The organism is Psychrobacter sp. P11F6 (assembly GCF_001435295.1).
Taxonomy (GTDB): Bacteria; Pseudomonadota; Gammaproteobacteria; order Pseudomonadales; family Moraxellaceae; genus Psychrobacter.
In genome coordinates, this window is sequence record NZ_CM003594.1 from 1,290,969 (window position 1) to 1,317,616 (window position 26,648).

The 26,648-nt window shown below is 43.0% G+C and carries 15 protein-coding genes; 5 read left to right on the forward strand and 10 right to left on the reverse strand.

Features of this window, described 5'->3' with window-relative positions; genetic code table 11:
• Positions 1-9: 9 nt before the first annotated feature.
• The 5 genes from AK822_RS05385 to AK822_RS05405 form a co-directional block, all read right to left on the reverse strand.
• A complete protein-coding gene (locus AK822_RS05385; protein ID WP_087945568.1) occupies positions 10-1,212 on the reverse strand; it encodes an ABC transporter permease in 1,203 nt (400 codons plus the stop codon).
• A complete protein-coding gene (locus tag AK822_RS05390; RefSeq protein WP_060490835.1) occupies positions 1,212-2,549 on the reverse strand; it encodes an ABC transporter permease in 1,338 nt (445 codons plus the stop codon). The genes AK822_RS05385 and AK822_RS05390 overlap by 1 nt, the downstream gene beginning before the upstream one ends.
• 3 nt (positions 2,550-2,552) lie before the next feature.
• A complete protein-coding gene (locus AK822_RS05395) occupies positions 2,553-3,737 on the reverse strand; it encodes an HlyD family secretion protein (protein WP_087945569.1) in 1,185 nt (394 codons plus the stop codon).
• 48 nt (positions 3,738-3,785) lie between these two features.
• Positions 3,786-4,652, reverse strand: coding sequence for a YihY/virulence factor BrkB family protein (locus tag AK822_RS05400; RefSeq protein ID WP_060490836.1), 867 nt, complete (start codon positions 4,650-4,652; stop codon positions 3,786-3,788).
• 210 nt (positions 4,653-4,862) lie between these two features.
• Entirely contained in the window at positions 4,863-6,572 is a 1,710-nt protein-coding gene (locus AK822_RS05405) for a TolC family protein (protein WP_060490837.1), read from the reverse strand.
• A 621-nt stretch (positions 6,573-7,193) separates the two neighbouring features.
• On the opposite strand from AK822_RS05405, the gene glpK reads away from it, so the two are divergent.
• The 4 genes from glpK to AK822_RS05425 all read left to right on the forward strand — a co-directional run bounded on the left by glpK (position 7,194) and on the right by AK822_RS05425 (position 11,770).
• Entirely contained in the window at positions 7,194-8,783 is a 1,590-nt protein-coding gene (glpK, locus tag AK822_RS05410) for a glycerol kinase GlpK (RefSeq protein WP_060490838.1), read from the forward strand.
• 266 nt (positions 8,784-9,049) lie between these two features.
• Positions 9,050-9,562: a hypothetical protein gene (locus AK822_RS05415; protein ID WP_045446919.1), complete on the forward strand. Its 513-nt coding sequence runs from the start codon at positions 9,050-9,052 to the stop codon at positions 9,560-9,562.
• Between the two features lie 248 nt (positions 9,563-9,810).
• Positions 9,811-10,839, forward strand: a complete 1,029-nt coding sequence (locus AK822_RS05420) for an endonuclease/exonuclease/phosphatase family protein (protein ID WP_060490839.1) — start codon at positions 9,811-9,813, stop codon at positions 10,837-10,839.
• Positions 10,840-11,077: 238 nt separating this feature from the next.
• Positions 11,078-11,770: a TetR/AcrR family transcriptional regulator gene (locus AK822_RS05425; protein WP_055124242.1), complete on the forward strand. Its 693-nt coding sequence runs from the start codon at positions 11,078-11,080 to the stop codon at positions 11,768-11,770.
• 141 nt (positions 11,771-11,911) lie between these two features.
• Here the strand turns inward: AK822_RS05425 and AK822_RS05430 are convergent, their stop codons facing one another.
• The 5 genes from AK822_RS05430 to AK822_RS05450 all read right to left on the reverse strand — a co-directional run bounded on the left by AK822_RS05430 (position 11,912) and on the right by AK822_RS05450 (position 23,197).
• Positions 11,912-12,694: a hypothetical protein gene (locus AK822_RS05430; protein WP_060490840.1), complete on the reverse strand. Its 783-nt coding sequence runs from the start codon at positions 12,692-12,694 to the stop codon at positions 11,912-11,914.
• A 166-nt stretch (positions 12,695-12,860) separates the two neighbouring features.
• Complete coding sequence (locus AK822_RS05435) at positions 12,861-18,194, reverse strand: SdrD B-like domain-containing protein (protein WP_060490841.1); 5,334 nt, start codon at positions 18,192-18,194, stop codon at positions 12,861-12,863.
• Positions 18,195-18,304: 110 nt separating this feature from the next.
• The gene (locus AK822_RS05440) at positions 18,305-20,338 is read right to left on the reverse strand and encodes a DUF11 domain-containing protein (protein WP_060490842.1); all 2,034 of its coding nucleotides are present in this window, start codon (positions 20,336-20,338) and stop codon (positions 18,305-18,307) included.
• A gap of 51 nt (positions 20,339-20,389) precedes the next feature.
• Positions 20,390-20,854 carry a hypothetical protein gene (locus AK822_RS05445; RefSeq protein WP_060490843.1) on the reverse strand — a complete coding sequence of 155 codons (465 nt, stop codon included), beginning with the start codon at positions 20,852-20,854 and terminating at the stop codon, positions 20,390-20,392.
• A gap of 273 nt (positions 20,855-21,127) precedes the next feature.
• Complete coding sequence (locus AK822_RS05450; protein WP_060490844.1) at positions 21,128-23,197, reverse strand: hypothetical protein; 2,070 nt, start codon at positions 23,195-23,197, stop codon at positions 21,128-21,130.
• Positions 23,198-23,827: 630 nt separating this feature from the next.
• Here AK822_RS05450 and aceE point away from each other — a divergent pair.
• The gene (gene aceE, locus AK822_RS05455) at positions 23,828-26,641 is read left to right on the forward strand and encodes a pyruvate dehydrogenase (acetyl-transferring), homodimeric type (RefSeq protein ID WP_060490845.1); all 2,814 of its coding nucleotides are present in this window, start codon (positions 23,828-23,830) and stop codon (positions 26,639-26,641) included.
• The last annotated feature ends 7 nt before the right edge of the window (positions 26,642-26,648 follow it).

Sequence of the window (26,648 nt, forward strand, 5' to 3'; positions counted from 1 at the left end):
TCTTTTGCTTTAGGACACTGTTTTAAGTACTTTATTCGCGTCATGCCAGCGCACCCACATAAGTAGCGCAAAGTAAAACACCCATAAGGCGGCTAGTGAATAAAATCCAGTAGAAACTTGGGAAATACTAGCCCCCATTTGATTAAGCTGGACGGAGGTGTTGATACCCGGTGTCGTGGGTACGAACCAACGTATGATCTGTAAAACTGTGGGCAGCTGATCTGCTGGCCACGGATAACCACTGACAAAAAACATCGGTAGTGAGCTAAAAATTAGGATTTGCATACTACGTTCGCGCTGGCGAAACCAGAGTCCAAGCACACAACCAAGTGTCGCCACGGTTGGACAAAATAACAAAAGGAACAGTAAACTGCCAAGCATGTTTTGCCCACGCGGATAGTGGTGTAGCTCAAATGTCCAACCATAATAAAAGCAGCCAATAATGAAGCTAAACATACTGAGCGCAGCAATTCGCCCAAGCCAACCACGGATACTTGTCGCATGTCGCCGCTGCTCATACCACGTACCAATCAGCATCGCTGTGGCGATTAATAAGGTTTGTTGCAAAATTAGAATAGAGACCGCTGGCACCACATAAGCGCCATAACCTTCTGTTTGATTGTATAAAGGGATAATTACTAATGGTACCGCTTGAGTATTAGCAGCCGCTGTTGCTGAATAAGCACCTTGTGACACGTTTTTTTTGACTTCAATCCCTGCTGATACCGTACTGACTGCTTTTAAAAACCCCATCTGTACGTTTTTATTTAACAGAAAGTAGCCGCCATTACCCAATACGCTGACGCTCGCCGCTTTTCCCGATAGTACTTGCTGCTCAAGCCCACTTGGAATGACCATGTACCCAGCGATTTCATCTGACCACATGGCCTCTTTAGCCTGCTGCTCGTTGAGAAAAAGCTGTGTGTCTAACTGTGGACTGGCACTCGCATAGCGAACGATGGTTCGTGATAGATTACTATTGTCATTATCAATGATACCAACAGGTACATGGTTGACCACTTCTGTCGAATACGGCCAAGGATAAAAGAAGCCATAAATAATGGGGGCAATCAGTAAGAGTAATAGCACACCTTTATCAGAAAAGATGTCCTTAATAGTTTGTAAAAAACTACCTAAGAAACTAGGTGTTGAAGACTGCTTGGTTGAATCTAACGTTGTCGAAGATAAATGGTCTTTTGGTGGTAATGACATTAGCGCGCTCCCCAACGTTCAGGATGCGCCAGCGCGCGTTTGGTTAATAAAGTAGTCAGGGTCATCGCAATCGTCGTGGCAATAGCCAGACCATAGACGATCGGCAATGACACAGCAACAGGCGCTTGCATCTGTAATTGTGCAATGTGCAGTTTTAGATAGTGAGTGAGTGGCAGTGCATCTGACCAATGCCGAGCACTGTCACTGATAGCAATATAAGGGAAGGTCACACCAGCAAAGGCATAAGAAGGTGCTGAAATAAAACCAGTAGCAGACAAGCCCATGCGTAATGAAAATGAGCCTAAGGTAAAGATAGCACCCAACCAAAACGATAGCATTATTAATAATATCAAACCAGCATAAGTTGCAAGCACTGAGCTCATGGCAACGGATTCTTGCGGTGTGGCAAGCCATAGAGCCAACATCGCCCAAATGCTAAAGGCCAATGTCGGCCAAAAGTATTTGCCTAACAGGCCAAACAATAATACTAAAACGTTTGCACTCTCCATCATATCTTCATTCGCATGGCTAGAGACAGAGATTTGATCGTTTTCACTCAAGTCTTGGTTGTTTTCTACGGCATTTAATATTTGCCCTGATGTTGACTCGTTTTGTGTGGTTTGCGTCAAATCAGGATGACCTGTACTGATAAAGCGATACCAGTGGCCGAGTCGTTTATCCCGCAGCTCACGACCAATCGTCGTTGCACCGATCACCATCGCTAAAATATGCAGCAGCGCGGGTATGACGGTTGAAGCCAAAAACTGCTGATAATCGGTGGCCGCGTTAAACAGGCTGATACGCTGTATACCAATCGGCGAGTAAGCAATCGCAGCTTGCGACGGTGCCATGCCTTGTTTGACTAAACGCTGTATCTCAACGCCTGCCGATAACGTCCCAGCGACCGCTTGAACGCTAGTCTGGATAATGCCCGAATGTGTACCGTACTGAGCATTTACTTGTAAAATTAATGGAGCAGGCTCAGCAGATAAAATATGCCGAGAAAAATCTTCAGGGATAATGACAATAGCGTAAATATCACGCTGCAAAATAGCCGCTTTTGCCTCAGCCTCTGAGTAATAAAGCTGTTTAACCGTTAGAGTAGGGCTGGCTTCCAAATAGCGTACCGCGGTATTGGCAATCGGGCTATTGTCTTGGTCTATCACCCCAATGGGCAAATCCGTAATCTGTGTTTGTGAAAATATCCACCAAATCAGTAAAACGGTTGCCAGTGGTATCCAGACCACCATACTAAAGTCCCACGGATTTTTGGTCAAAAACCGTCGCTCATAGGCAGCACTACGTAAAAAAGTCTTACTTAACTTCATCGGGTGCATGGCTTACTCTTGGCTTGCATTAGTAAGTGCTGGATTGACGCGTACAATAACGCTCATACCTGAGCGAATACGTGCATCAGGAGTCGTCGGACGTGCTTTTACTTCAAAGGTACGTACATCAAAGCCGTCATCATTATTGGTCGGCCGCCAAGTGGCAAAGTCAGACAATGTTGACGTAGCATAAACGGTAAACTGTTTGGTATAAGGCTTATTTGCTGATGACAGCGCAGGAATCGTACCAGTAAATTTCTGACCAATCGCAAACTGGTTTAAGTAGGATTCGGTGACATTAAGTACGACCCACTGCTCATCGGTATTGACCAACGTCAAGATAGGCACGCCTTGTCCGATGACTTCACCCGCGCTGACAATGACATTGTCCACAATGCCTGCAATAGGGCTTTTTAAGTTGGCTTCTTCTTTTGCCACCAGTGCTTCTTCTAGTTGGGCATCGACTTGTGCTACTTGTGCTGTCGCCGCTGATTTATCTTCACTGCGTGCGCCTTCTTTTGCCAAGTCGTATTGCAAGCGCGCCGCTTCAGTTTGATCTTGAGTGGCCAGATATTGCGCATATGCCTCATCGCGTTTTTGCCGTGCCATAAGGCCTTCTTCATACAGGCGGTTGACACGCTGGTAAGTGTTCTCCGCCAAATCAGAAGCAGCTTTGTTGGCTTGCCACGCCGCTTTTGCTTGAGCAATCTCTTGTGGACGTGCGCCATTTTCTGCTTTATCTAACTGACTTTGTGCCATTTGCTTGCCAGCCAGCGCTTGATTGATCTTTGCGTTAATCTCAGGCGAGTCCATTTCAATCAGCTGTTGCCCGACTGTCACTGCATCACCTTCTGTGACCAGAATTTTGGCAATACGTCCCGGCACTTTTGCCGCGATGGAGGTTTGCTGCATCTGCATCTGCCCTTGCAAAGTCACGACTTCAGGCTCGCTATGCTGATTGCTTTTATATAGACCATAGGCAATAACACCTAATACAATCAGAACCAATAGCGCCAGAAGTGCCTTTTTTATCATGGCAGATTTATCCGCTTTTTCTGCATGGCGCTTATAAGTAGGCACTGCTTGCTCATTTTCAGCATCAGTTGCTTGATCGTTATGGTTATTGACTGAGTCAGTAGATTGCTCTGAGTCGTTTAACTTGCGCGAGTCGTCTGATTCGTTGGTAGATTCAGTCATGACAGTGAGATTCCTAAAGCAGCAAAATTGAGGATAAAGGGTATGTTATTAGTACATTCGTGCAGCATAAGGTTTGGCGCTTTCTAAGGCTTCAGAATTAAAAATCGCACCAAAAGCGACGATAAATGCTGAATAATAAAGCCAAAGCATAATGACCACGGCAGCTGAAAGCGCGCCAAACTCAGCGCTATAGTTATTAAAGTTTTGCACATAAATCGAAAATAGCACAGACAATACAATCCAAAGAATGGTCGCCAGAGTTGCTCCTGGTACCAGTTTTTTTAGCGCAACGGCGTCACGGTTTGGGGCTAGGCGATAGAGACTTAAAAAGCTTAAAAATATTATACCAGCCAATATAGGCCACCTGCTCCAAAGCGCAATCGTTTTAGCTATTTGCGGGAAGGGGAAATAGGCTGCCCCTACAGGAATAATAGCAATAGAAGAGACCGCTATAATCAAGATTACTACCGCGCCAAAGGTTAAGCTGACTGCTAAAATATTACCTTGTATGAAGCTGCGCTCTTGAGTGATATGAAAGGCGAGATTGATCAGAATAATTAAAGATTTAACACCTTTAGAGCCAGCATATAGGGCGAGTAAGGTCGATAAGACAAGACTAAACGTGAGCGCGGATGTGGTATTAGAGACCAATGCGCTTAGGCGTGAATTGAGGACTTCATACACCGTATCGGGTATAAAGGGACGCAAAATCGAGATTTGCTCTTGCATCTCAGCTGGTGAAAACGCGAGACCATAAAGCAGTACAAACACCGCCATTACTGGAAAAATTGATAAGAAACCAAAAAATCCCACGCTCGCGCAATGTGCCCAAACATTAGAGTTGTTCGCAATACGCCACGTCTTTAATGAAGGCTGCAGCCAGTTATTTATTAATTTAGAAGTCGGGTTTTTCATAAAACAGTATTCGCAATAGAGTTAGCAATAGTATGGTTATTGACAGCTTCATGATAATTAGTATGGTCAGGCTACTGTAATAGTATTGCGGCGTTAACCTCGCTTGAAGTATCAAATATACCTCTTCGCTCAGCTGCCTTGTCATACTTTCAAATTGAATCAACTATATAAACGCTTATCCACACTATCTATCATTTTCAAATTAAATCATTACTCAGTATACAAAGTCGGTAATCGAATATCAGCAGCATTAAGATAGGCATTAAAGGCAAGAGGCGTACCACAGCTTTGCATGAGTGCGGCCAGCGATTGTACATAGCTGTTCGCCGCTTGCGCTTGTTCAGTACGTGCTTTAAGCGACTGCGTTTGTGCTTGGACTACCTCAATCGGTGTATTTACACCTTCTTGTAGCCCCAACTGGCGCAAACGCAATACTTCTGCGGCCAGATCTACGTTACTTTGTAATGCCTGATAACGAGATTGGGCATTATTAACATCGTGCCAGTTTTTTTCGACCAGTAATAATAAATTGTCACTGACTTCGATTTCAGACAGATCCGCTTGGCGTATTTTGGCATTACTCGATGCGAGTGACGCATTTTTATCAAGACCACCCCACAGCTTCCAGCTGGCTGATATACCGGCTACCCAACTGGGGTCTTTTTCAATTTGTCCGTAGCCATAGAGCATAACGGTAGGCTTGTGACCGGTATCTGATAGCGCATGTAGCTGCTCAGCTTGTGCGCGTTTGGCGGCTACTTTTTGTAGACCTGGGTGATTGGTGAGTGATAAATTCTGAAAATAGTTTACATCGGGTAAAGGACGGCTAGAGACGAATAACGGTGTCGTGGGTTTGATGCGATAGTCGGTACGTAATAGCCGCTGTAAAGCCATCATCGCAAGACGAGCATCGTTATTGGCATTGACGGACTCACTTTTTGCATCGGCAAGCGCAGATTGTGCTTCTAAGCGATCAACACGTGAGATAAAACCTTCTTCAAAAAGCCGCTGCGCCATATGGTCAGTCTGCTGCAAGGTATCATAAGCATCTTCACGTAAATAAGCGGCAATGATGGCCAGCTGTGCCTTAAAATAACGCTCAATCAGGGTGTTATAAAGCTCGTTTTTATCCAATAGACTGTCTGCGACGGCTTCTTGGGTACGGGCATTGGAAGCACCTGTCAAAGCGTTGGTACGTCCAGCAGTATAGATGGGCCAAACCACGCCCAGACCTGCACCAGCCGTTGAGCCTGAGCGCTTTAACTCATAAGAATCTGGGATACGCTCACCGACCAATTCACCAAAATTTGGCAAATCTGGTAGCGGTGGAATAGGCGGAATCACATTATCGACACCATTGTTAACGTCATTAACAATACCGTTTTTCAATGATGATAAGTCAAGATCCGCGTCTAAGTTGTAAGCATTGGCTGATAATTGGGCAAACACCAATGGATTGTCCAAGGTTTTGAGCGCATCCGTTTGATATTCACTAGCAGCAATCGCCGCTTGATTGGCGGCCAATTTTGGTGACACTTGCAATAAAATATTTTGAGCTTGCTCAAGGCTTAACAGGCTAGATACTGCTAATGGATAACTATTATCAATACTTTTATGGGTAATGGGATCGATTAGCGTTGTTAAGCCAGTTTTTTGTTCGGCTTGACCCATATCTGTATCTATCATTGACCTTTTATTTTGGATCTCATTTTTATGAGCGTTGTTTTGAGCGCTGTCTTGAATGGTGCTTTGAGTACTGTATTGAGTGTCAGCGTCGACAATTTGCGTCACTGCAACGGCTGTGACCTCATTCGGTGACTCGATATTATGATCAGTAGCGCTTGCAAAAGCAGGCGCCACTAAACCCATGAACGTAATCGTCATCACCGCAGTAGACAGAGTCGATAAAGCAAATTTCATAAGTCACATAAGCCATTAATTAGAATGCAAAGTATTTTAGAGTCAGGCAAAAAGTATCAAAAATATCAACTGTTGTGGTCAAACCCTGTCAAAACAGTTCAATATGGTCAACCATTAACAGAAGCCAATATTTTGTTATGGATAACAAGCGCTACACTGTAGTGGCACAATAGTGACGGGTCAATGCTCAGTATTTGCTTACTGTGTGTTGAATGAGCCATGATTTTATGTTAGAGGTCGGGTGTTAAGACAAATAATAACATCATTTGTTAATTAATAATAAAAGGTTTATCAAGTCATTAGCACTTAAATCGATTTTAGATCACTTTTAAAAGCTTTCAGCGATAATGATGGTTAGTGATGATTGTTGTACTACAAAGCAGCTTATAAACTATACATAACAGTGGTGTGTGCTATATTTCAGCACCTTATAGCATTGAGCAAGATTAAAATGAACGGCATTTATTTTAACTGTCAGCAATTGCTCATTGGCGCAGTGCTAATGTAAATAAAACTGGCTATTGTGATAAGCGTTACTCGCAAAAAGTACGTGCTATCAATAAAGACTCGGCTATAAAATATAATTGTAAAAAATGAATGCGACAAAATAGGATGTGAGTAATGGCAGGATATATTTTGGCTTTGGATCAAGGGACGACATCGAGTCGAGCGATATTGTACGATGATCGTGCGCGTCCGATAAAAATGGCACAGCAGCCTACCACTTTACAAACCCCAAAAGCGGGATTTGTCGAACAAGACGCGCAACAAATTTGGCAAACGCAGATTAGCTGTGCCCATGATGTGATTAATCAAGCAGGGCTACTTGCTACCGACGTCACCAGTATCGCGATCACCAATCAGCGTGAGTCTATTGTCATGTGGGATAAGCAAACGGGTAAACCTTTAGCCCCTGCCATCATTTGGCAAGATCGCCGTACGGCGAACTACTGTAAAACACTCGCAGCTGAGAGTGCCAGCAGCATGATGAATGGCAGCCATGATGTGGCAAGCGAAGTGCAACGTATTACAGGCCTACGTTTAGATCCATATTTCAGTGCCAGCAAAATCGCTTGGCTACTAGAGCACAATCCGAAATTGAGCGTACGAGCCAGTAGAGGAGAAATAGCGGTTGGTACTATAGACAGTTGGCTCATATATAAGCTAACCGGTGGCGAGCATGTCATTGATGTGACCAACGCTTCCCGTACTTTATTATATGACATCCACAAGCTTGGGTGGTCAGAAGAGCTGTGCGCCCGTTTTGCGATACCCATGAATATTTTGCCTAAAGTCCTAGCATCTGATGGTGACTTTGGTAAAACCAAAAAAGGACTATTTGCCAAACAAATTCCTATTCAAGCGGTATTGGGCGATCAGCAAGCGGCACTTTTTGGACAAGGCTGCCTCGATGCGGGCATGGCTAAAAACACTTATGGCACTGGGTGTTTTATGCTGATGAATATTGGTCAAAAACCCAAACTGAGCGAGCATAAACTACTAACGACAATCGCTTGGCAACGAAAATCCACACCGACTCGTCCAGACAATTTATCTTTCGATCAAATTGTACAGTCAGGCAAACGCATGTTGCAGCCACCCAGAAAGGAAGTCACTTATGCCTTGGAGGGTAGTGTGTTTATGGCAGGTGCTATTGTCCAATGGTTACGGGACAATCTGGGTATGATTCAACAAAGCAGTGAAGTCGAAGATTTAGCCCGCCAAGTTGATAGTAGTGAAGAGGTGGTGTTACTGCCTGCATTCACAGGGCTAGGAGCACCCTATTGGCGCTCCGATATCAGCGCGAGTATTACTGGTATGAGCCGCGGCACGACGAAAGCCCATATTGCTCGTGCTGCGTTAGAGGCGGTTGCCTATCAAACTTATGATGTGCTCATTGCCATGCAAAAAGACAGCCCTCATCCATTAACTGAGCTAAGAGTAGATGGCGGCGCGGCTAACAATGACTTATTGATGCAGTTTCAAGCTGATTTACTCGATGTGCCTGTCCTGCGTCCGAGAGATACAGAAATCACTGCCAAAGGTGCAGCATTACTCGCAGGTTTAAAAACGGGGCTATATGATGAAGGGACGATGCAAGCATCATGGCAAGTCGATCGGATTTTTGAACCCCAGATGTCCAGTGATATCCGTCAACAGCATCTTAATAAGTGGCAACGAGCCATCGATAGAGCATTGACATCCTTATAAGTATTGAACAGACACATTAAAATATTGTAACAATTCAATGAAAAATTACTTAAAACGCTTCACTGTCCTACAAAATCATTATAAAGATACAGGCTGTAACGCAAGACAATCGCAATCTGGACACAATTTACACAACCTATCTATCTGTTGTTATCCATAAATTTCTATACTTTAGGCGACTCAAGTAACACATGATTCGAGTAAGACTGCTAATTTTTAGCACTTAATAAATCTAAAATATAACAAATTAATTTAAGGATAAAATTATGAGTAACTATGACGGTATTGATCGCAGTGAAGTAAAGCATATGTCAAAAGAAGCTAAGCAGGATCTGAATGCTGATATCATCACAGGTGAGCCAGGTTCGCATCCAGTAGGCACAGCTATTGGTGGTCTTGGCGGCGCAGCAGCGGGTGCAGCAATCGGTACAATGGCAGGACCACTTGGCACACTTATTGGTGGTGCGATTGGTGCTATCGTTGGTGGCGGTGCAGGACATGCAGCAGCAGAAGCGATTGATCCAACACGTGAAGAAGCTTACTGGCGTGCAGAATATGCAAATGTTGATTATTACAAAGAAGGTTATGACTTCGACCGTGATCTACATCCAGCTTATGCAGTAGGGTACGCCAACCGTGCTCGTTATCCTGCGGATGCACGTTTTGAAGACCATGAAGCTGAATTAGAGCGCTCATGGCATGAAGTAAAAGGTGAATCACGCATGGAGTGGGAAGAGGCACGCAAAGCATCGTATGACGCATGGAATCGTGTATCTTAATAAGCGAAACTAACAGCACATTTGATTTAAGTAAGTAGACAGTATATAAGCTTACTACCTTATCACTGGGCTTAGTCTGATTGTAGACTTGGGTCTGCTGATAGACTAAATACTTTCAATTTATGCTATTTTAAAGTCTTCAAAGATTTCTTTGGAGGCTTTTTTGCTGTATATTACTAAGTATGAATATATTAAACAGCCAATCATCTTTGGAAGCAATATTCTAGAATAAAAATGATAGGTAATCTATGAACAATAATGCGGAAGCTAAAAGCGCCAGACAATTCTATATCGCCACTGCCAACTTGCTCAATTTTGCCAACCCTAACCGAATTTATTATGACAATGCGCCAGCTTACAGTAACGATGAATATGAGCACAAGCTAAGCGGCATCACTGATTTATTAGCAAAAGCACATGCTGATATTATTGCGGTGCAAGAAGTCTGGGATAGTAATGCGCTTGAAGCGTTGGCGGTGTCGTTGGGATTTAAGCCCGAGCATGTTGTTGTTCCGCTGGCAAGTAACGACCGTTCAAGCCCTTATACCCATGGCAAAGGGGCACAAAACACTCCTGCTGTTGGTATTATTAGCCGTTTTGAGCAATTAGAAAGCCGCTTGCTTGAAGATATTGCACCAAAGGCGGTGATTGATATCCCTGATATTGGTCCTTACCAGCGCTTTAATCGTCCACCATTGCTAGTGCGGGTTGATGCCTTTGGTCAACCGATAACGATTATTACGGCGCATCTAAAAAGCAAACGGGCATTTTTCTTGCGTGATGAAAGTGGCAATTTGTTAGAAGACATGGACGATCCAAATATTCGAGTCCGTGCCAAGCTCCGTAGCTTATGTATGCGCGCCGCAGAAGCAGCCTCTATTCGCATGTCTATTATAGAGCGCTTACGTCATACTCGTGAGCCATTGATTTTGTTAGGCGATATGAACGATGTCACTGGTAGCGTCACCACCCAATTGATGGCTGAGACTGGTGAAGTTAATTATGACAAAGGTATGCGCGATGTTGCATTATTCGATGCTGCCCGTATCCAAGCACGCTATGGTTGGATGAAAGATGTGGCATATACCCATATATATCAAGGTATGCCAGAAGTGATTGATCAGTTATTTGTTTCAGAAGAGTTTCTTCCTGATAGCAAGTTTTCACTGGGTCAGGTTGAAAGAGTAGACTATTTCAATGACCATTTAAAGTGGGACTATGCAGATAGAGTCATCGATCATGGTATTATAAGAGCGAAAATTAAACTCAATGATTAAATTTTTTACATTACGTGGTTAACGCTATTAAATGATTGACCTATACATTAATTTTTAACCCATTTATCTCCCTTGCTTGATAGTGTACAAGCGTTTATGATGCCTCTCCATTAGACATAGTAGCGCTAATATCAGTGCTACATTATTAGCTAATAGGATGTAATTCTTCAATTTAGGGCGAATACTATCTATTGAAGATTATATTTATAAAATAGGGTGTAACATTAAGAGACTTATGATGAGCGAAAATAAAGACGAAAAGATTGAAGATGTGTTGGTAGATTCGGAACTGGCAAAAAAACTGGTCCCGAATAAGTTTAAGTTTACCAGCCAACAAGGCCGTGCGCGCCGTCAAAAACTTTTGGCTGGTGCCAAGAAGTTAAGTGAAACACAACCTATCAATGACATTACTTTGGCAGCTGTATGTGAAGAAGCAGGCATTCCAAGAGCTTCTGCTTATCACTTTTTTCCTAACATAGAAGCAATATTTTTAGCATTGCGTTTTTTGAATGCTATCGAAATATTAGAAATAGTAGAAACAGTCGATATTGGTAATTATGACAGATGGCAGGGCTATTTGACGGCGCTTATTGATAATTGTGTGACGATATTCCATAACGACGAAACCAAAGCCAAGCTCATTTATGACACGAACACGCCTGATTTTGAAGGTGATAGTTTTGGTGAAGATATCGATCATCAAATTGTCGATTTGGTTTATAAGCGTTTATCAGAGCGCTATGAGATGCCGAGTTTCCATGATATTCAAGACACGCTATTGATTGCTTATAGCATTATTAATGCGATATTCACATTGTCTTATCGCCGTCATCAAAGCATTACCAATGAATATATCCAAGAAGCAAACACTGCGTTTATCGCTTATTTGCGTTGCTATCTACCAGAAAAGCTACCGCGTAAGAATCGCTAGTTTTTTCGCTATTTAGATGATGCTTAGACATTAGAGTGTGATTAACATGCTCTAATGTCTGCTAAGTCAATACAAAAAAGCCGATATATGATGTCGGCTTTTTTGTATTGACTGCCTTGATGAGCAGTGGTAGTAATGGACTTAACGGATAGGCGTTAATACTTGCCCACGGCAACTATCAGTACTCGCATCTAATGTCTCATATTGCTTATAATAGCTGACGATCAGCTCTTCCAAAGCGACGTTGGTCTGTGAATCATGGGTATTGACGTAAGCTTCGCGGGCTTGTTCAAGCCAACGATCTGCCATGCGAAAATGGATGCCTGATTCCCGCCAGCCGCGCTCGCACTGGTTCGTAGCAGCCCAAATTAAAGCGACCTCGCTGAAAGCTATCTCTCGTGGTGCTGACTCGATACCACCGCTATCTTTTAGCGCGCTTAAGGTTGCCCATAGATCGGGGCGCATGAGAGCAGAGTTTGATGGTATGTCTTGAATAAGGTTGAGATCTTGTTCCTTGCCATTTTTCAAGGTGGTCAAAATCGTCTCTGCTGCCTGTGCTGCCTGTGCTGCTTGCTGTCCAGCAGGTGAACGACTATTCATGCTGTCTTGATGGATGGCGTAGTTAAGCCAAGCCTGAGCTTTATAGGCAAAGTATTGTTGACGTGCGCTCATGTTTTTTTGTTGATACGCTTGTAACTCTTTCAACATACAATTCATAGCACGTTGGCGCGTACTTTGGTATTTTGGGTGGTGAGACTGAGTTTGGACATCATTGGCACAGTGAGTAGCGTCATGGGTTACTGCCACTTCAGGAGTATGATGACTCGCCGATGCAATCGAGGTCATTGTCAGGAAAAAAACGGTTGATAATAAAGCCTTTATAGGCTGTTTATAATGGGCTGCTTTGTCGGCAGGATTAGGCATGATGCAAAACCTTATATTAAGCGGATCAGTATCAATATTGGTATTGGTACTTGCGGTTTTCGGCGCTGATCTCATCGCTTATTAAAATATATCTGTCATATAATATGATGAACAGCGCGATAACGCCCGCATTGTCGTCAGATGATAACACGACAATGGGGATAAATTACAATGTAGAGTGAGTCGTCAAACGCTGGTTCTTACGTGGATCATCACGTTTGAATAGGTCTTCGTCAAACTTGAAACGTAATCTAAAGTAAGCGCCTTCCATAGTGCTATCGTCATAAGCGATGTCTTCATCCTCAAAGCCCATGAAGTTATAACCTAGTGACAACCAAAGATTGGTCATCGGGCTATAGCCCACTTCCGCACCCAGCATATAAGACATATCATCTGCTTGTTTGTTCCAATAAGTGCCTGCTTGCAAGCCCACATCCCAGCGCTCACTGATGTCATATAGACCACGAGCATAAAGCGCATGGGCTGTATTGTCGCTACTGATATTATCAGCATCAAACTGAGTATATTTACCCGCGTAACGGCCTGATAACGTCAACGGACGCGTTGGATGATAGTTACCACTCAATGACCAGATAACGGCATCTTTTTGATAGGCGTCATCGCCAGTACTGTTATCATCTAAGCGATACTCAAGCTTGGCTAACATGTCTAACTGATTGCTATCATAATCACGATAGGCAGCTCCTAGCTGGAAACGATTAATCGTGCGATTGCCATCGTCATAATCGACGCGTGAGTAGATGTCCTTGGCCAACAGAGTCACATCATCGGTATAGCGATAAGCAATACCAGCGCTACCTAGCAATGTGTCACTAGTCTCACCCCAACGCTTCTCAAAACGCGCCGAGGCTTTATAATCTTCTTTCGCAAGATACTCTACACCAATGCCAGCTGCCGTTGCGGTGTTCTCGGTATCGCCCTCTAATGATTCAACACGCTCAAATAAGGTGTTTAAAGTCAGACCTTCTTGAACATACCACTTGTTTTTTAGACCGATAGCAGCTTCAGCTTCGCGAGCACTGATAGCATCACGCATGCGATATTCGCTATAGACTTTGCCATCTTTCATATAAGCGGCATCAAAACCAAATACGGTACGCTGACGTTCTTCAGTATCATCAAGACCATAGCTACCAGATAGACTGTTGATCAAGTCATGACGGGCGTATAGGCGACCTAAACCACCTAGCGGCGTCTCGCCTCCGATGGAGGTGGCATTACGATTACTGTTATCAATATCTTGCTCATATTCTGCAAATACTAAAGAGTCATTGAGCTTGGGTAACCGTGCCGTGATACGAGCGCGGGCGGTAGTACCTTCAATATCTTTTTCAGAATCACTGACATTATTTAGCGCTGATTGATTGATAATATCGTCATTAAAGATAGTGTTGTCAGTCACATCTACGACGTCTGTTACCGCTTGGATATTGCGTGAAGCTGCCGTCGCATCTTGCTTATAATAACGTAAGCCAATCTCGCCAACGATGTTGGTGCTCAAACGCTGTTCAATACTGGCTAAGACACCTTGGCGGCTAGCATCAGTGATATGATCTTTAGTGCGCACGCCTTCTAGTTTTAGCGCGGTCTTTTTATCATTGATTAAATGAGTGACTTCGACGCCCGATTCAGCGCGCCCAGCAGTCTGCGGCGAGGCACCAGTCACGAAACCTTCGTCAGTATCGTTATAATAAGCTTTGGCACGAGTGTTTTTCTTGTTATCAAAGTCAAGCTCGATACGCAAGGCATTACCTTCTGCGTCCTGACCGTCTAATTCTGTCGCATTGATTTGATTGCTTGGCTGAAAATTTGGATTCTCAGCTTTATTCATCGCGTATTCAGCGACCAGTTTTAGCTTATCGTTAAACTTGATAACGCTGTTGACGCTAGCCAGCTCTTCTTTGTTAAGAGGGTCATCACTGTTGACATAGCTACCACCGATGGCGACTTTATCAGTCAACTGCTGCTTGGCAGCAATGCCACCGACCAAGTATTTTTCACCGCCTTCATCTACTTCTACAGTGACTCGTAGATAAATAGGGTTGCCGTCGATGTCTTGGCTAGCGATAGGGGCTTTTAAAAATAAGCTGCGGCTGATAGGGTCAATTTCATAATCGGCAAAGCGGGTAAGGGTCTCACGGCTAATGATCAAGCCTGGATTGTTGGCGTCACGAGTGATCACTTCGACAGTTTCTGAGTTTTCTAATACGGCATCAAAGTTTTCAGCCAATGGATAAGGGCCTGAGATACCAAGACCACGAGTCTCATTGACGCGTTGGCTGGAACTGGTCTCCGCGATAAAGGCGGTAATGCGAGTATTGCTATCTTCATACTGGGCTTTTAGGCCAGTCAACGTACGGTTATATTGACCTAATTTAATACCTTCATCGTTATCAATTTGAGTTTTTAAGTCGCCATACATAGCAAATGAGCGACCCTTGTCCAAGCGCACATAGAGTTTGCTGGTAGATTGTGCATCAAAGCCTTTGGCTGATGAATCACCATAGACAGGATAGTATTCGCCAGGCTCGATATCACGGAACAGACGCTCGCCTTTTTTGTCGCTGTCATAAGCCAAAGTGAGCAAATAATCGCCACGTACTTTGCCTTTAAGGAACATCGCGGCGCGACCAGAAGCGGTATAGTCATCGTTACCAGCGAAATCATTGAGCTCTTGCTCAAAAGCGCCTTGGGCGTCAGTAATGCTGCTGCCATCAAAGTCTTTAAGTGAGATCGCGCCTTCGACGATGCCGACGGCAATGAGAGGACGTAATTGCGCGGTAAATTGTAACGGGATAATCTGTTTACTGCTACCAGTGTCGATGACCAACTCACCTTTACCCGGTACACTCGGTGCAGTCACGGGTATGAGTAGCTCACCACCTGAGACAATAACTTGCGTACCAGCTTGATCTTTACTGCTGTCATTAAGATTGATACGGCCGATATTGGTATCGATAGTGATAGGTGTTGAGGCGATATAAGGACGGCCATCACGGTCTTTTAGGCTAATAACGATTTGATAATCGCTAACACCATCTGCTGGTACTAGCTGCGCTTGAGTGCGATAGTCAATGGCTTGTAAATTGTCTGGCGTTGATACTTTAATGGTTTGCTCAGAGATGATTTTGCCATTCACGTCAGTAGCGACACCGCGCAAGATATTGTTGCCGCGTTTTAAGTCGACGGCATAGTAATCAAAGGCAGTCACATTCTGTTTTTCTTGCTCAGCTGTTTTGCCGATTTGTTGTTCTGATACTGCTTTTCCATTGGTATATAGTGTAAATATTGAACCCAGTGGCGCTTGCACTTGTACCATTTGTTTATAAGTGCTGAGCTGTTGACCTTCGTTTAAATTGATAAAAGCCACGTCATTGTTAGCCACTTCTTTGAGATATTCTTCTAGCTCTTTTTCTACTGGCGGTGCTATCGTAGTTACGGTCATATCAACACGATTGGCGGCTGGATTGATCATCTCATTGACGATAGCAGAGTCACAGTTGCTGCCCAGATCTAAGTCGCCATTGATGTTGCAGCCACTGGCGTCTACATTATCATCGTAGTCACGATTGTAGTCAGGGTCTAGGGTTAGCTCGGTTTTTACTGCTTGCTCAAGGCTATCATTCTTAGCGCTCACTGATTTGCTACGAGCGACAAGCTCCGTATTCAAACGCTCAGTGCTATCGCCCATACCGACCACGATACCGAAATCGGCACGATGTAATTCGCCATATTTTAAGTCAACGAAACGGCTGCCAGCATCACCAGCATTGCGATTACTTTGGGTGACCATCTCGGTTGAGTGAGGGATGGTGGTGCGGTCAACTTTTAAGACGTGAGTTTTGGCACTGACACCATAGAAGTTATACTTACCTTCAGGATCAGTCACGACAAAGTTACCGTTTTCCATGTAGATACGCACGCCTGCAACGCCAAGTTCGCCATCTTCTTTTTGTTGAATGCCGTCACGGTTGATATCGTGGTAGACCTTACCGATGATGATGCCATCAGTATTCATGACGCCGCGCTCTACTTCAATCTTCCACTGTGCTTCTCTTGAAACTAAGCTTTTACCTTGTTCATTGCTAGCAACGGCAGTCGCGCGGTTGATGCCATCACCGCCTAATGATGAAGCACCGATTAAGACACGATACGTGATTTTTTTACTTTCGCCATTTGCCATATTACCTAAATTTAGCACCTGATATTTACCATCAGCTGTAAACTCAGTGGTTTGCGCTTGGTCGATACTGATATCAGTAGTTTGGTTGACACGTACACTACCATCTACATAAGCAAAACCACGTGGTAGGGCGTCTTTTAGTTGCACATCGTAAGCGGTAGAGTTGCCACTATTGGTGATATTAATAGTGTAGCTAACATAATCACCAAATTCAGCGCTTTTAACGTCGCTTTCTTTGGTGACGACTAAGCTTGGGCTATCATCGACGATATTGATTTGTGTATCTAAGTCATCGATACGTACGGTGAAGTCACCTTCGCTTGGTAGCTGCTCAGCGCCAGTGCCGACAGAAGGCGCGATACAGGCGTCTAGACTTGCAGTCAACGTATCATTTGCTAGAGTCTGAATAAATTTGTCATTGACAGCGTTGGCATTGTTTTGTGTTGGTGCTGATAGCTGATATTTACCAGTACTATTGCCCGTCTCAATCGCTTTCAATGCGTATTTGTCACCCGTCAACAAAGAGGTAATCGTGACCCATACTTGATCTGGCTTATCTAGCTGAACGTTACACTGCCCATAGCTGGCATCGATATAGACGTTTTCCTCGATTTGTGAGGTGGTTTTGTTTTCGTCAAACTTAGGCGTTGTAAATTTGATTTCAGGCTCAACGATGATTAGTCTATCAATCGCGTTGACACTCGATACGGATGGGTCTTCTAGAACGACAGCGCCAATTTTAATATCTGCAGTATCGCCACTTTTGCCGTTAGCATCTGATAAAGCTTGCACGATAAACTGGATACTTTCACTGTGTCCAAGTTTGATTTGTGCGCTTAAATTATCGAAAATAACTTCAGTATCACCATTATCAACGACGCCGTTTTTATTTAGATCTTGATAGACTTTTAAGTTTGAGAGCGTTGGAGATACAGCCAATGTTAACTCAACAGTCTGGTTGCTATAGCTGGTATTGCTTAGGACATTTACCCAGTTAACCAAGGCGTTAGGCATAACGGTAAGTAAGGGCTGTTGAGTAAGTTCAATACCGTATTCAGGAAGGTCTGAGGCTTTGACTTGTACTTGGTTTGAGGTGCTAGATATTGTGACGTCAGTCTGGTTATTGACGTTATAGCTAGCATTTGCAATATTGTTAATGATTTGCAGATTAGGGTTTGCTGCATCAGCTGCAATCGCGATATTTGATTGCATAAGCAACATTGCCAATGACAGCGCAGAGATCTTCGCTGAACACAATGCAGTACGATTAGACGGTGTCATGGTAGATAGAGTCATATGTCGCTTATCCAATAAAATATCAGTGAGGGTAAGGGTAGTTCTACAAGCACTTGATGTACTTGTAGAATCAGTGGAACGATAAATAGTTGTTTTTATTAAGGTTGAGATTATTTAGGAGCGTCCTTTATCTTGACTCTAAATTGAAGGGTTGCAGTACTTTGAGGTGACAAAGTAGTGATTGTTGTATTGATATTAGTACCATCATCATTTGCTGCTGTGGTGATATTAGTGGCTTGCACTCCAGGTGTGGTAGCAGATCCTGCTACATAGTCTGCCGCGGCTGCGAATTTAGATTTAGGATCTAAAATGGTCAAACCTGTAATATCAAAGCCTAGTGCGGTAGTGGATGTGTTGGTAGCATCAATCTTATAGATAACGCATTGGTTTGGTTCAGCATCGATAGCAGTATTTACAAATGTACCCTCAGCAGTACCATCACAATTAGCATCAAGTACTTGTAACTTAGCTAGCGTTAAGCCTTTGATGGTTGTGGTATTAGTAGCAATGGCTGGCGCTGAAGGATCATTACCAGCAGGTGTGATAGTGACGATATTATTTTCAGTCTTATTTAGCGCACCTGTGCCATCAGACTTGACTGTATAAATAATATCAACAGTGCCCTTTGATGCAATAATCACTGAACTTGGAAGACGATATTCGCCAGCAGTGCTAGTAGGTTCTAAATATCCTGTTGTGCCATCAGCTAATTTATAGCTAGGACGATTAGTGGCAGCTGTGTCAGTTATGATGCCAAGTGGTGTCTTAGCATCAGGATCAGTAATTTTAATGGTAATAGGACGATTGGTGCCGCCCTCAGGTGCATCACCTGTATTAGTAAGGGTATTAGTGAAGGTAGTAGTACCGTCTACAGCAATCTCTTTAGAAGTGCCTTTATTATCGACACCATTAGAGATCGTTAAACTACGTTTATTGACTTCTAGAGCCGCAGCTGAATCGCCACCTTTAGTACCGGGCTCAGGAGTATTGGTATACTCTGTATCATCATCGGCAGGGTAATAAGTCTTCGTATTTTCAACAGCATCGTCTTTATTGGTACTATCAATAATAGTCACACCACTATCTAAAGTGTCTTCAACGCGCGCGTGATTGATCACACCATTGACAGGCGCTACATTAGGGTCTTGTTGGACATCAAAGGTGATCGTTACACTAGCCCCAACAGCTAGATCAATACCTGAATACACAAAGCCTTGATTAGTACCAGTTGTGGTTTCTACAACAGAAGCACCACTAGTAGCATCCGTTGATTTTACAGAACTTGCTACTAATATTAGACCAGCAGGTAATGTATCACGCACGGTGATACCAGTTGCAGCAGCAGCATAAGTTGCACGGCCATCGTTAGTGACTTTGATACTATAGGTAGCGGTATCATCTAAGTCATTAAGGTTAAGCGTGTCAGTTATCGACTTTACGATACCAAAAACAGGCAAAACTGTACTTGATGTATCTGTATTGGTTAATGTCTTACTAACGCCTGCTGGTGTATTCGTTGATAGAGCCGTACTCGTAGCGGTCAAAGTGAGTTTTTGAGTATCTCCGCCTTTATTGCCTTTCGTCTTAGCATTGATAGTGAATACAACATACTGACCAGCTGTCAGTGTAAAGACATTATTGGTGCCAGTAAGTATTGAGTTAACAGGAATATCAGTGCCAGATGTCCCTGAACCAGTAGCCGCAGTCCCACCAGCTTCAAATAACTGGTATGAAACTGTAGAAGCACCAAGGTCGTAATCAGCCTGATCACCAGATCCATTAGTGATATTGCTTAAATTGACCGTGTATTCATCAGTACGGTTACCAGTATTTTCTAATCTATGTACAAACGCTACCACCTTTTCAGGAGTTACGTTGCCACCAGAATTTATATCATCCGCATTACCAGAATTTTGCGCCAAAAGTGAGAATGAAATCTGCTCTGAGATATTAACAGTAACAGCATTAGATTTGACTTTAGGCTGTTCAACGTTGTTAACAGAATAGGTAGCTTCAGCTACGTTAACAATAGTAGGAGATTTCGTCGATGTGCCACTAACGGCAGCATTCGCCCCGGTAGAGATACCCATTACCGCAGCAACACCAACGGCTAACAGGCTATAATTAAAATTATTTGATTTCATATAGATATCCTAAAATTAGAAGAGCAAGATTTTTTGAGTTGAAGGAGAGGTCTAGTTGACGATTGTATTAAGTGCCACGGCGGCAGACTTCTGTGCTGGTAATAACTTGATATTCCAGCGCAGGGTACGATATTCAGAAAACGGAATTTTGACCATTTTGCCATCGACTTTACGCATCAGTGGCATATCGGCATAGTTCTTGCCATCGATACTGGCTTGAGCACTGGTAGGATTAGCTTCACCAGTGAAAGCCATATTGGCAGGGATAGGCAATACGACAGCCAGATCTTGGATATCTTTGTTAATAATATTGCTGTATGTTGCCTTGTACTGAATGACCGTACCCGCTGGAGCATTACGAACTGGTAGATAAGAGATCTTACCTTCGGCGTTTTTGGTGACTTGATTGGCTGTTAAATCCATTTTTAAGGCATCATTGGCGTGAGCAGCACTTAGTGCTATTACCGACGCTAAGCTTGCTAATATGGCACTGCGTAAAAAATTAAAACCTTTCATATCGTATTCCTTGCTTAAACCATTATTATCAAGTCAATCTTGACTTCGTCCCATGCAATGTAAAAACTGCAATCAACTATGAATAAGAGATGCTGATAAAGTTAGAATTGTTCCTTAATGTGATTGTCACGCAAACAATACAAATATTCACCACAAAAACGACAAATGGTATTTTGGAGTACACAAACGGTAAAAGCCCTATCTATAGAGATAGGGCTTTTGTCAGTAAAAAATATTCTTTAGGGTTGATAATATAGCAAGGGGGAATAGTTACTAAGGATTCACAGTAGTGCCGTATTTGGTGTTGAAGCGAATAGCTCGACGGCGATCGGAGCTAGTAATTCCTAGCGGGAAGCCATTAGTTAGCACTTGACCATTATTGCCAATCGATACTGAACTATTAGAAAAAGAAGGTACACCGCTGTTTTCTCCAATAGGTGTAGGCGTGGCTAAAGTAGACGTTACAAGAGCACCATTTTCTCCTTTTTTCTGTAAGGTGTCTCTAATAATGATATCTGTCAAAGGCACATTACCACGGTTAACCGCTTCAATCCTATAAGCGATACACTGGCCTGGTATGATGTTAGATATTGGGTTTGTACTATAAACAGTACTGGCGCTACCCGTATAATTAACACTAATGGTCGTCAGGTCAGTCAAGCTGCAATCATGGACATATTGACTCTTGAACAGTACTAGAGCTGCATTATCTTGAATAACATCACCGAAGTTGTTATCAGGATAATTAAATGTATTATTTGTAATGTTTATTTGTCGCACATTGCTCGTAGTGTCCACAGAGTATGTGTAATTATTAGGTTCATTCTGAGTAGCACAGAGCCTCGTATTGCTTCCAAGCTGTGCAGGTGTCAGAGTGAAACTATAGGTTCCATCAGGATTGATGTTCATAGTTTGAGATGTAAACGTACTTGTACTCGTATCACCTGTACATTTATTTAGGGTGATGGTATGACCTGTAGTAAAAGGAATACCAGATTCAGTTGGTGAATCGTATTTACCATTGAAGTAAAGAGGGTTATTTAGATATTTATCGGATACATCATCTTTAGTGGGGTTTGTGATTTTACCATTGTCGTTAAACACGATGCCTGAGAATACATAATTAGGCCTGCCGTTCGTGATTGTGCAAATCCAGTTATCTCCGTAAGTCATTTTTATGTTCTTTGGGTCTAAAATGGTTACGACTTCATTATTATCTGAATTTTTACATACATATGAAGCAGCATAGTCTGCTAAGTTAGTCGTTCCGGCTATCGCTTCTGTTAATGTGTAGGTTTTAGTAGGGTTAACTTTAAAAGTCCCTGTAGTACCCGTACCAGTAGTGACAGTATTACCTGAACCCCTTGTTGTAGTCGAAGTGATGCCATTAGTGACGACTGAGCTGTCTGCATTATCTTTTATTTGGACAGTGAACTGATCCGTATTTGCTTTACGAGGCCCTGAAAGTTCTTTTTTATAAGTCAATCGTGGCTGTGGTTGGTAGCAGTAACCGTCAAACTTAATATAAATAAGCTGATCACCAGGATCGTCTAAACGATCGACACGTCTATCATAATATTTCAGGTTAGGATTATTGCCATAGGTCACTTCCACCCTAACTATAGGCGGATCGGAGGGTCGATCGAAAGCTACTGAAACTTTGCAATCGTTATCTAAACCGCTGCATGCCACATTACTTGTAGTATTCATTTGACGATAAGGAGTAGATTCAGATATCCCTGTACCTCTAAACTTCAAGACTGGGGTGACTGGTATATCTGTACTTGTAAAGCCTGTTATAGTAGCTTGATCAAAAAACTCAAAATAACGCCTGTTTGCGCCATCGTATCCTGCAATATTTGTATCTATATCAAATATACTTAAGCTGACGTTACTAAGTGGCTGAGGCTGTTTAGTGAAATTATTTTTAAAAGTATATGAGACAGTCCGTGTACTTAATACAGTGGAAAAATCTTGGAAAAATTCAAAAACCTGTGTCCCTCCGGATACCACAGATTGATAAGTATTGGACGATCCAGCAGTTGTGGTTAAAGATCCATCAAGGATCAAAGAGTTAGAGACAATTAAATAGCTCTCACTCTTTACACCAACTATATCTTGATCGATTTTAGGATTAGGTGGTGAGACAACTGGAGCCAAACTAGTATAATCCTTGCTATCAAAATTATCAGAGATATAACCAACAGGACACTCAACTGCAGCTAAGGCTGAACTATTTATTAAAAGCATAATAATCGCGGCTATCAATGCCAGTATCCGATATATATGTTCACTGAATAGTTGTGAAATTATTGAATTTAGAACGTATGGCATTTTATGCATATGGTTATCCCTATAAGAAGCTAAAACTTTCTATAAGCGTTTAACTAGTTCTCAATTATTTCACTAACTAAACTAATGTATATATTACGTAACTTAACATATTAAGCAATAATTTCGTAAAAGTCCTACGAAGTGGACGAATGGCAGATATTTCATGACCAGCTACAGTATCTAGTTATAGATGTTGGCTCGTTAGCAAACAATCCTTATATTTCTTTGAAACATTTCTAAAAAAACTAATGATTATTTATTTCAAAAATACTTGTCATATCACCATTTCTTTACAGCTATAAACAACTGCAGCATAAGAGCCTATAATAAAGAGTTATTATCATTTGATAATTGACTATAAAAGTTGGGTTAGCATTTTACTATCTAACCACTTTTAAATACTCAGTTCATATGCGATGGATAGTAGCGCTGTTTTTATTTTGGCTATGTGAGGCTGCTCCAGATTATGAGTCGGTCAAATACTGCTGCATAACGGCACCCTACTATAAATCTCACTTCTTAAAATTAACAAGGAAGTCATTGAGAAAACTATTCCCGCACGACAATATTGAAGTAACACTTTGATTTAATAATATCCTGTCTTCGGGCAGGACTGACTGATAAAAAAGGACAATAGTGATGAATTATTATAAGGATGCTGATAGCACCGAAACCCAAGAGTGGCTGGAAGCGTTTGAATCTGTTATCAAACATGCAGACAAAGATCGTGCTCAGTTTCTGCTAAAAGCTTTATACAATATGGCAGTTCAAGAAGATTTGCCGTTCAATCGTCTTGATACCGCTTATATCAATACCATCGCCGTTGAAGATGAACCGATGTACCCTGGCGACCTAACCATTGAGCGCAAAATTCGTGCTTTGATTCGCTATAACGCATTGGCCATGGTCATGCGCGCGAACAAAAATGACGACGATTTGGGTGGTCACTTAGCAACATTCGCTTCTAGTGCCACGCTATATGAGACAGGTTTTAACCATTTTTTCCGTGCTGCCAGCGATCATTTCGGTGGTGACATGATTTATTATCAAGGTCACTCAGCACCCGGTATTTATGCACGTTCTTATTTAGAAGGTCGATTGACCGAAGATCAGCTTGATAATTTCCGTCGTGAAGTCGGCGGCAAAGGCTTATCAAGCTATCCGCATCCATATCTCATGCCAGATTATTGGCAGTTCCCAACCGTATCGATGGGACTTGGTCCGATCATGTCGATTTACCATGCCCATGTACATCGCTATATGGAAAACCGCGGTCTGCTAGAGAAAGAAGGTCGTAAGATTTGGACATTCTTGGGTGATGGTGAAACGGATGAGCCAGAAAGTTTAGGGGCTATTTCTCTCGCTGGTCGTGAAAAGCTAGATAACCTAATTTGGGTCGTCAACTGTAATTTACAGCGTCTTGATGGTCCAGTCCGTGGTAACGGTAAAATTATCCAAGAGCTAGAGTCTATATTCCGCGGCGCTGGCTGGCGGGTGATTAAAGTTATCTGGGGTGGTAAGTGGGACAGCTTACTTGCCAATGATAAAACTGGCGTGCTCAAACATCGTATGGAAGAAGTGGTCGATGGTGAGTATCAGCTATACGAAGCCCGTACAGCTGAGTTCACTCGCAAAGAGTTCTTTGGTAAATATCCTGAGTTAGAAGAGATGGCTGATGCGCTATCTGATGAGGATATCTCGCGCTTGAATCGTGGTGGTCATGATCCAATGAAAGTTTATGCCGCATTCAGTGAAGCGATGAAAACTAAAGGTCAGCCAACCGTTATTTTAGTCAAAACCGTTAAAGGCTATGGCTTATCGGCTCAAACACAAGCGGTCAATAAATCACATCAGATTAAGAAACTCGATCAAGAAGCGTTGATGTATTTCCGTGATCGCTTTGATTTACCATTTACTGACGAGCAGCTAGAGACGCTACCATTCTATCGCCCTGAAGAAGGTTCAGCGGAGATGAAGTACCTTAAAGGTCGCCGCGAAGCGCTAGGTGGTCATTTGCCAAATCGCCGCAGTGGTCATATCCCATTGAATATTCCTGAACTGTCGATGTTTGATCGCGTATTAAAAGGCAGCAATGGTAAAGAGCAATCAACGACGATGGTGTTTGTGCGCTTATTGTCAGCCATGCTCAAAAACAAAGACATCCAAGATCGTGTCGTGCCGATTGTACCTGATGAAGCGCGTACTTTTGGTCTAGAAGGTATGTTCCGTCAGTTGGGTATCTACTCTGCGGTTGGTCAAAAATATACCCCAGAAGACAGTGAAGCTTTAATGGGCTATAAAGAAGCCATCGACGGTCACATGTTAGAAGAAGGTATCAACGAAGCAGGCGCAATGAGTACGTGGATTGCGCTTGCAACCAGTTATTCTGTGAACGCGTTGCCGATGATTCCGATGTATATTTATTACTCGATGTTTGGTTTCCAGCGTGTGGGTGATTTGGCTTGGGCGGCAGGCGATTGTCAAGCACAAGGTTTCTTACTGGGTGCAACAGCTGGTCGTACCACCTTAAACGGCGAAGGCTTGCAGCATCAAGATGGTCATTCACAAATCTTATTTAACGTTGTGCCTAACTGTGTGACTTATGATCCTTGCTTCGGTTATGAGCTAGCGGTTGTGATGCATGATGGTCTACGCCGTATGTATGGTGAAGGCGAACGCGTTTATTATTACTTAACGCTAATGAATGAAAACTACGAGCAACCTGAGATGCCAGAAGGCGCGGAAGAAGGCATCAAGCGCGGTATGTATTTGCTCGAAGATAATGGCTCAACCCAAGTGCAGCTATTAGGCTCTGGCGTTATTTTACGTGAAGTACAAAAAGCGGCGCAGATTCTAAAAGATGAGTTCAATATCACCTCCAACGTTTGGAGTGTGACCAGCTTTAACGAGTTGACTCGTGACGGCATGGTTTGTGATGATTACAACCGCTTGCATCCAATGGATGAAGAGAGAGTGCCTTGGGTCACTGAGCAGTTAGCGCCGCATGAAGGTATCGTAGTCGCCGCGACAGATTATATGCGCAATTATTCGGAGCAAATCCGTGCTTGGTTGCCAGATAATCGTCCTTATACGACTTTAGGAACAGATGGCTATGGTCGTTCTGATACTCGTGAAAATCTGCGTAGTTTCTTCAACGTTGATGCCGCACATATCGTGGTTGCGACGCTCAAACGCCTAGCAGATGAGGGTGAAGTCGAGATGCGTTTGGTGAAAGATGCCATCTCAAGTTTAGGCATCGATGTGGATCAGCCACCTGCATGGCAACAACAGCCTTATTATGATCATTCTCCCGATGCACCAGCACCTGGTAATGTCAATCCAAATCCTGTCCCTGAATTTGTCGCTGAAGATGATGATGAAATCAGCAATGAGGGTCGGGCTGAAGATCAAGCGGATGCGACTTTACTTAATAACGGTGATGTCAAAGAATAATAATCAT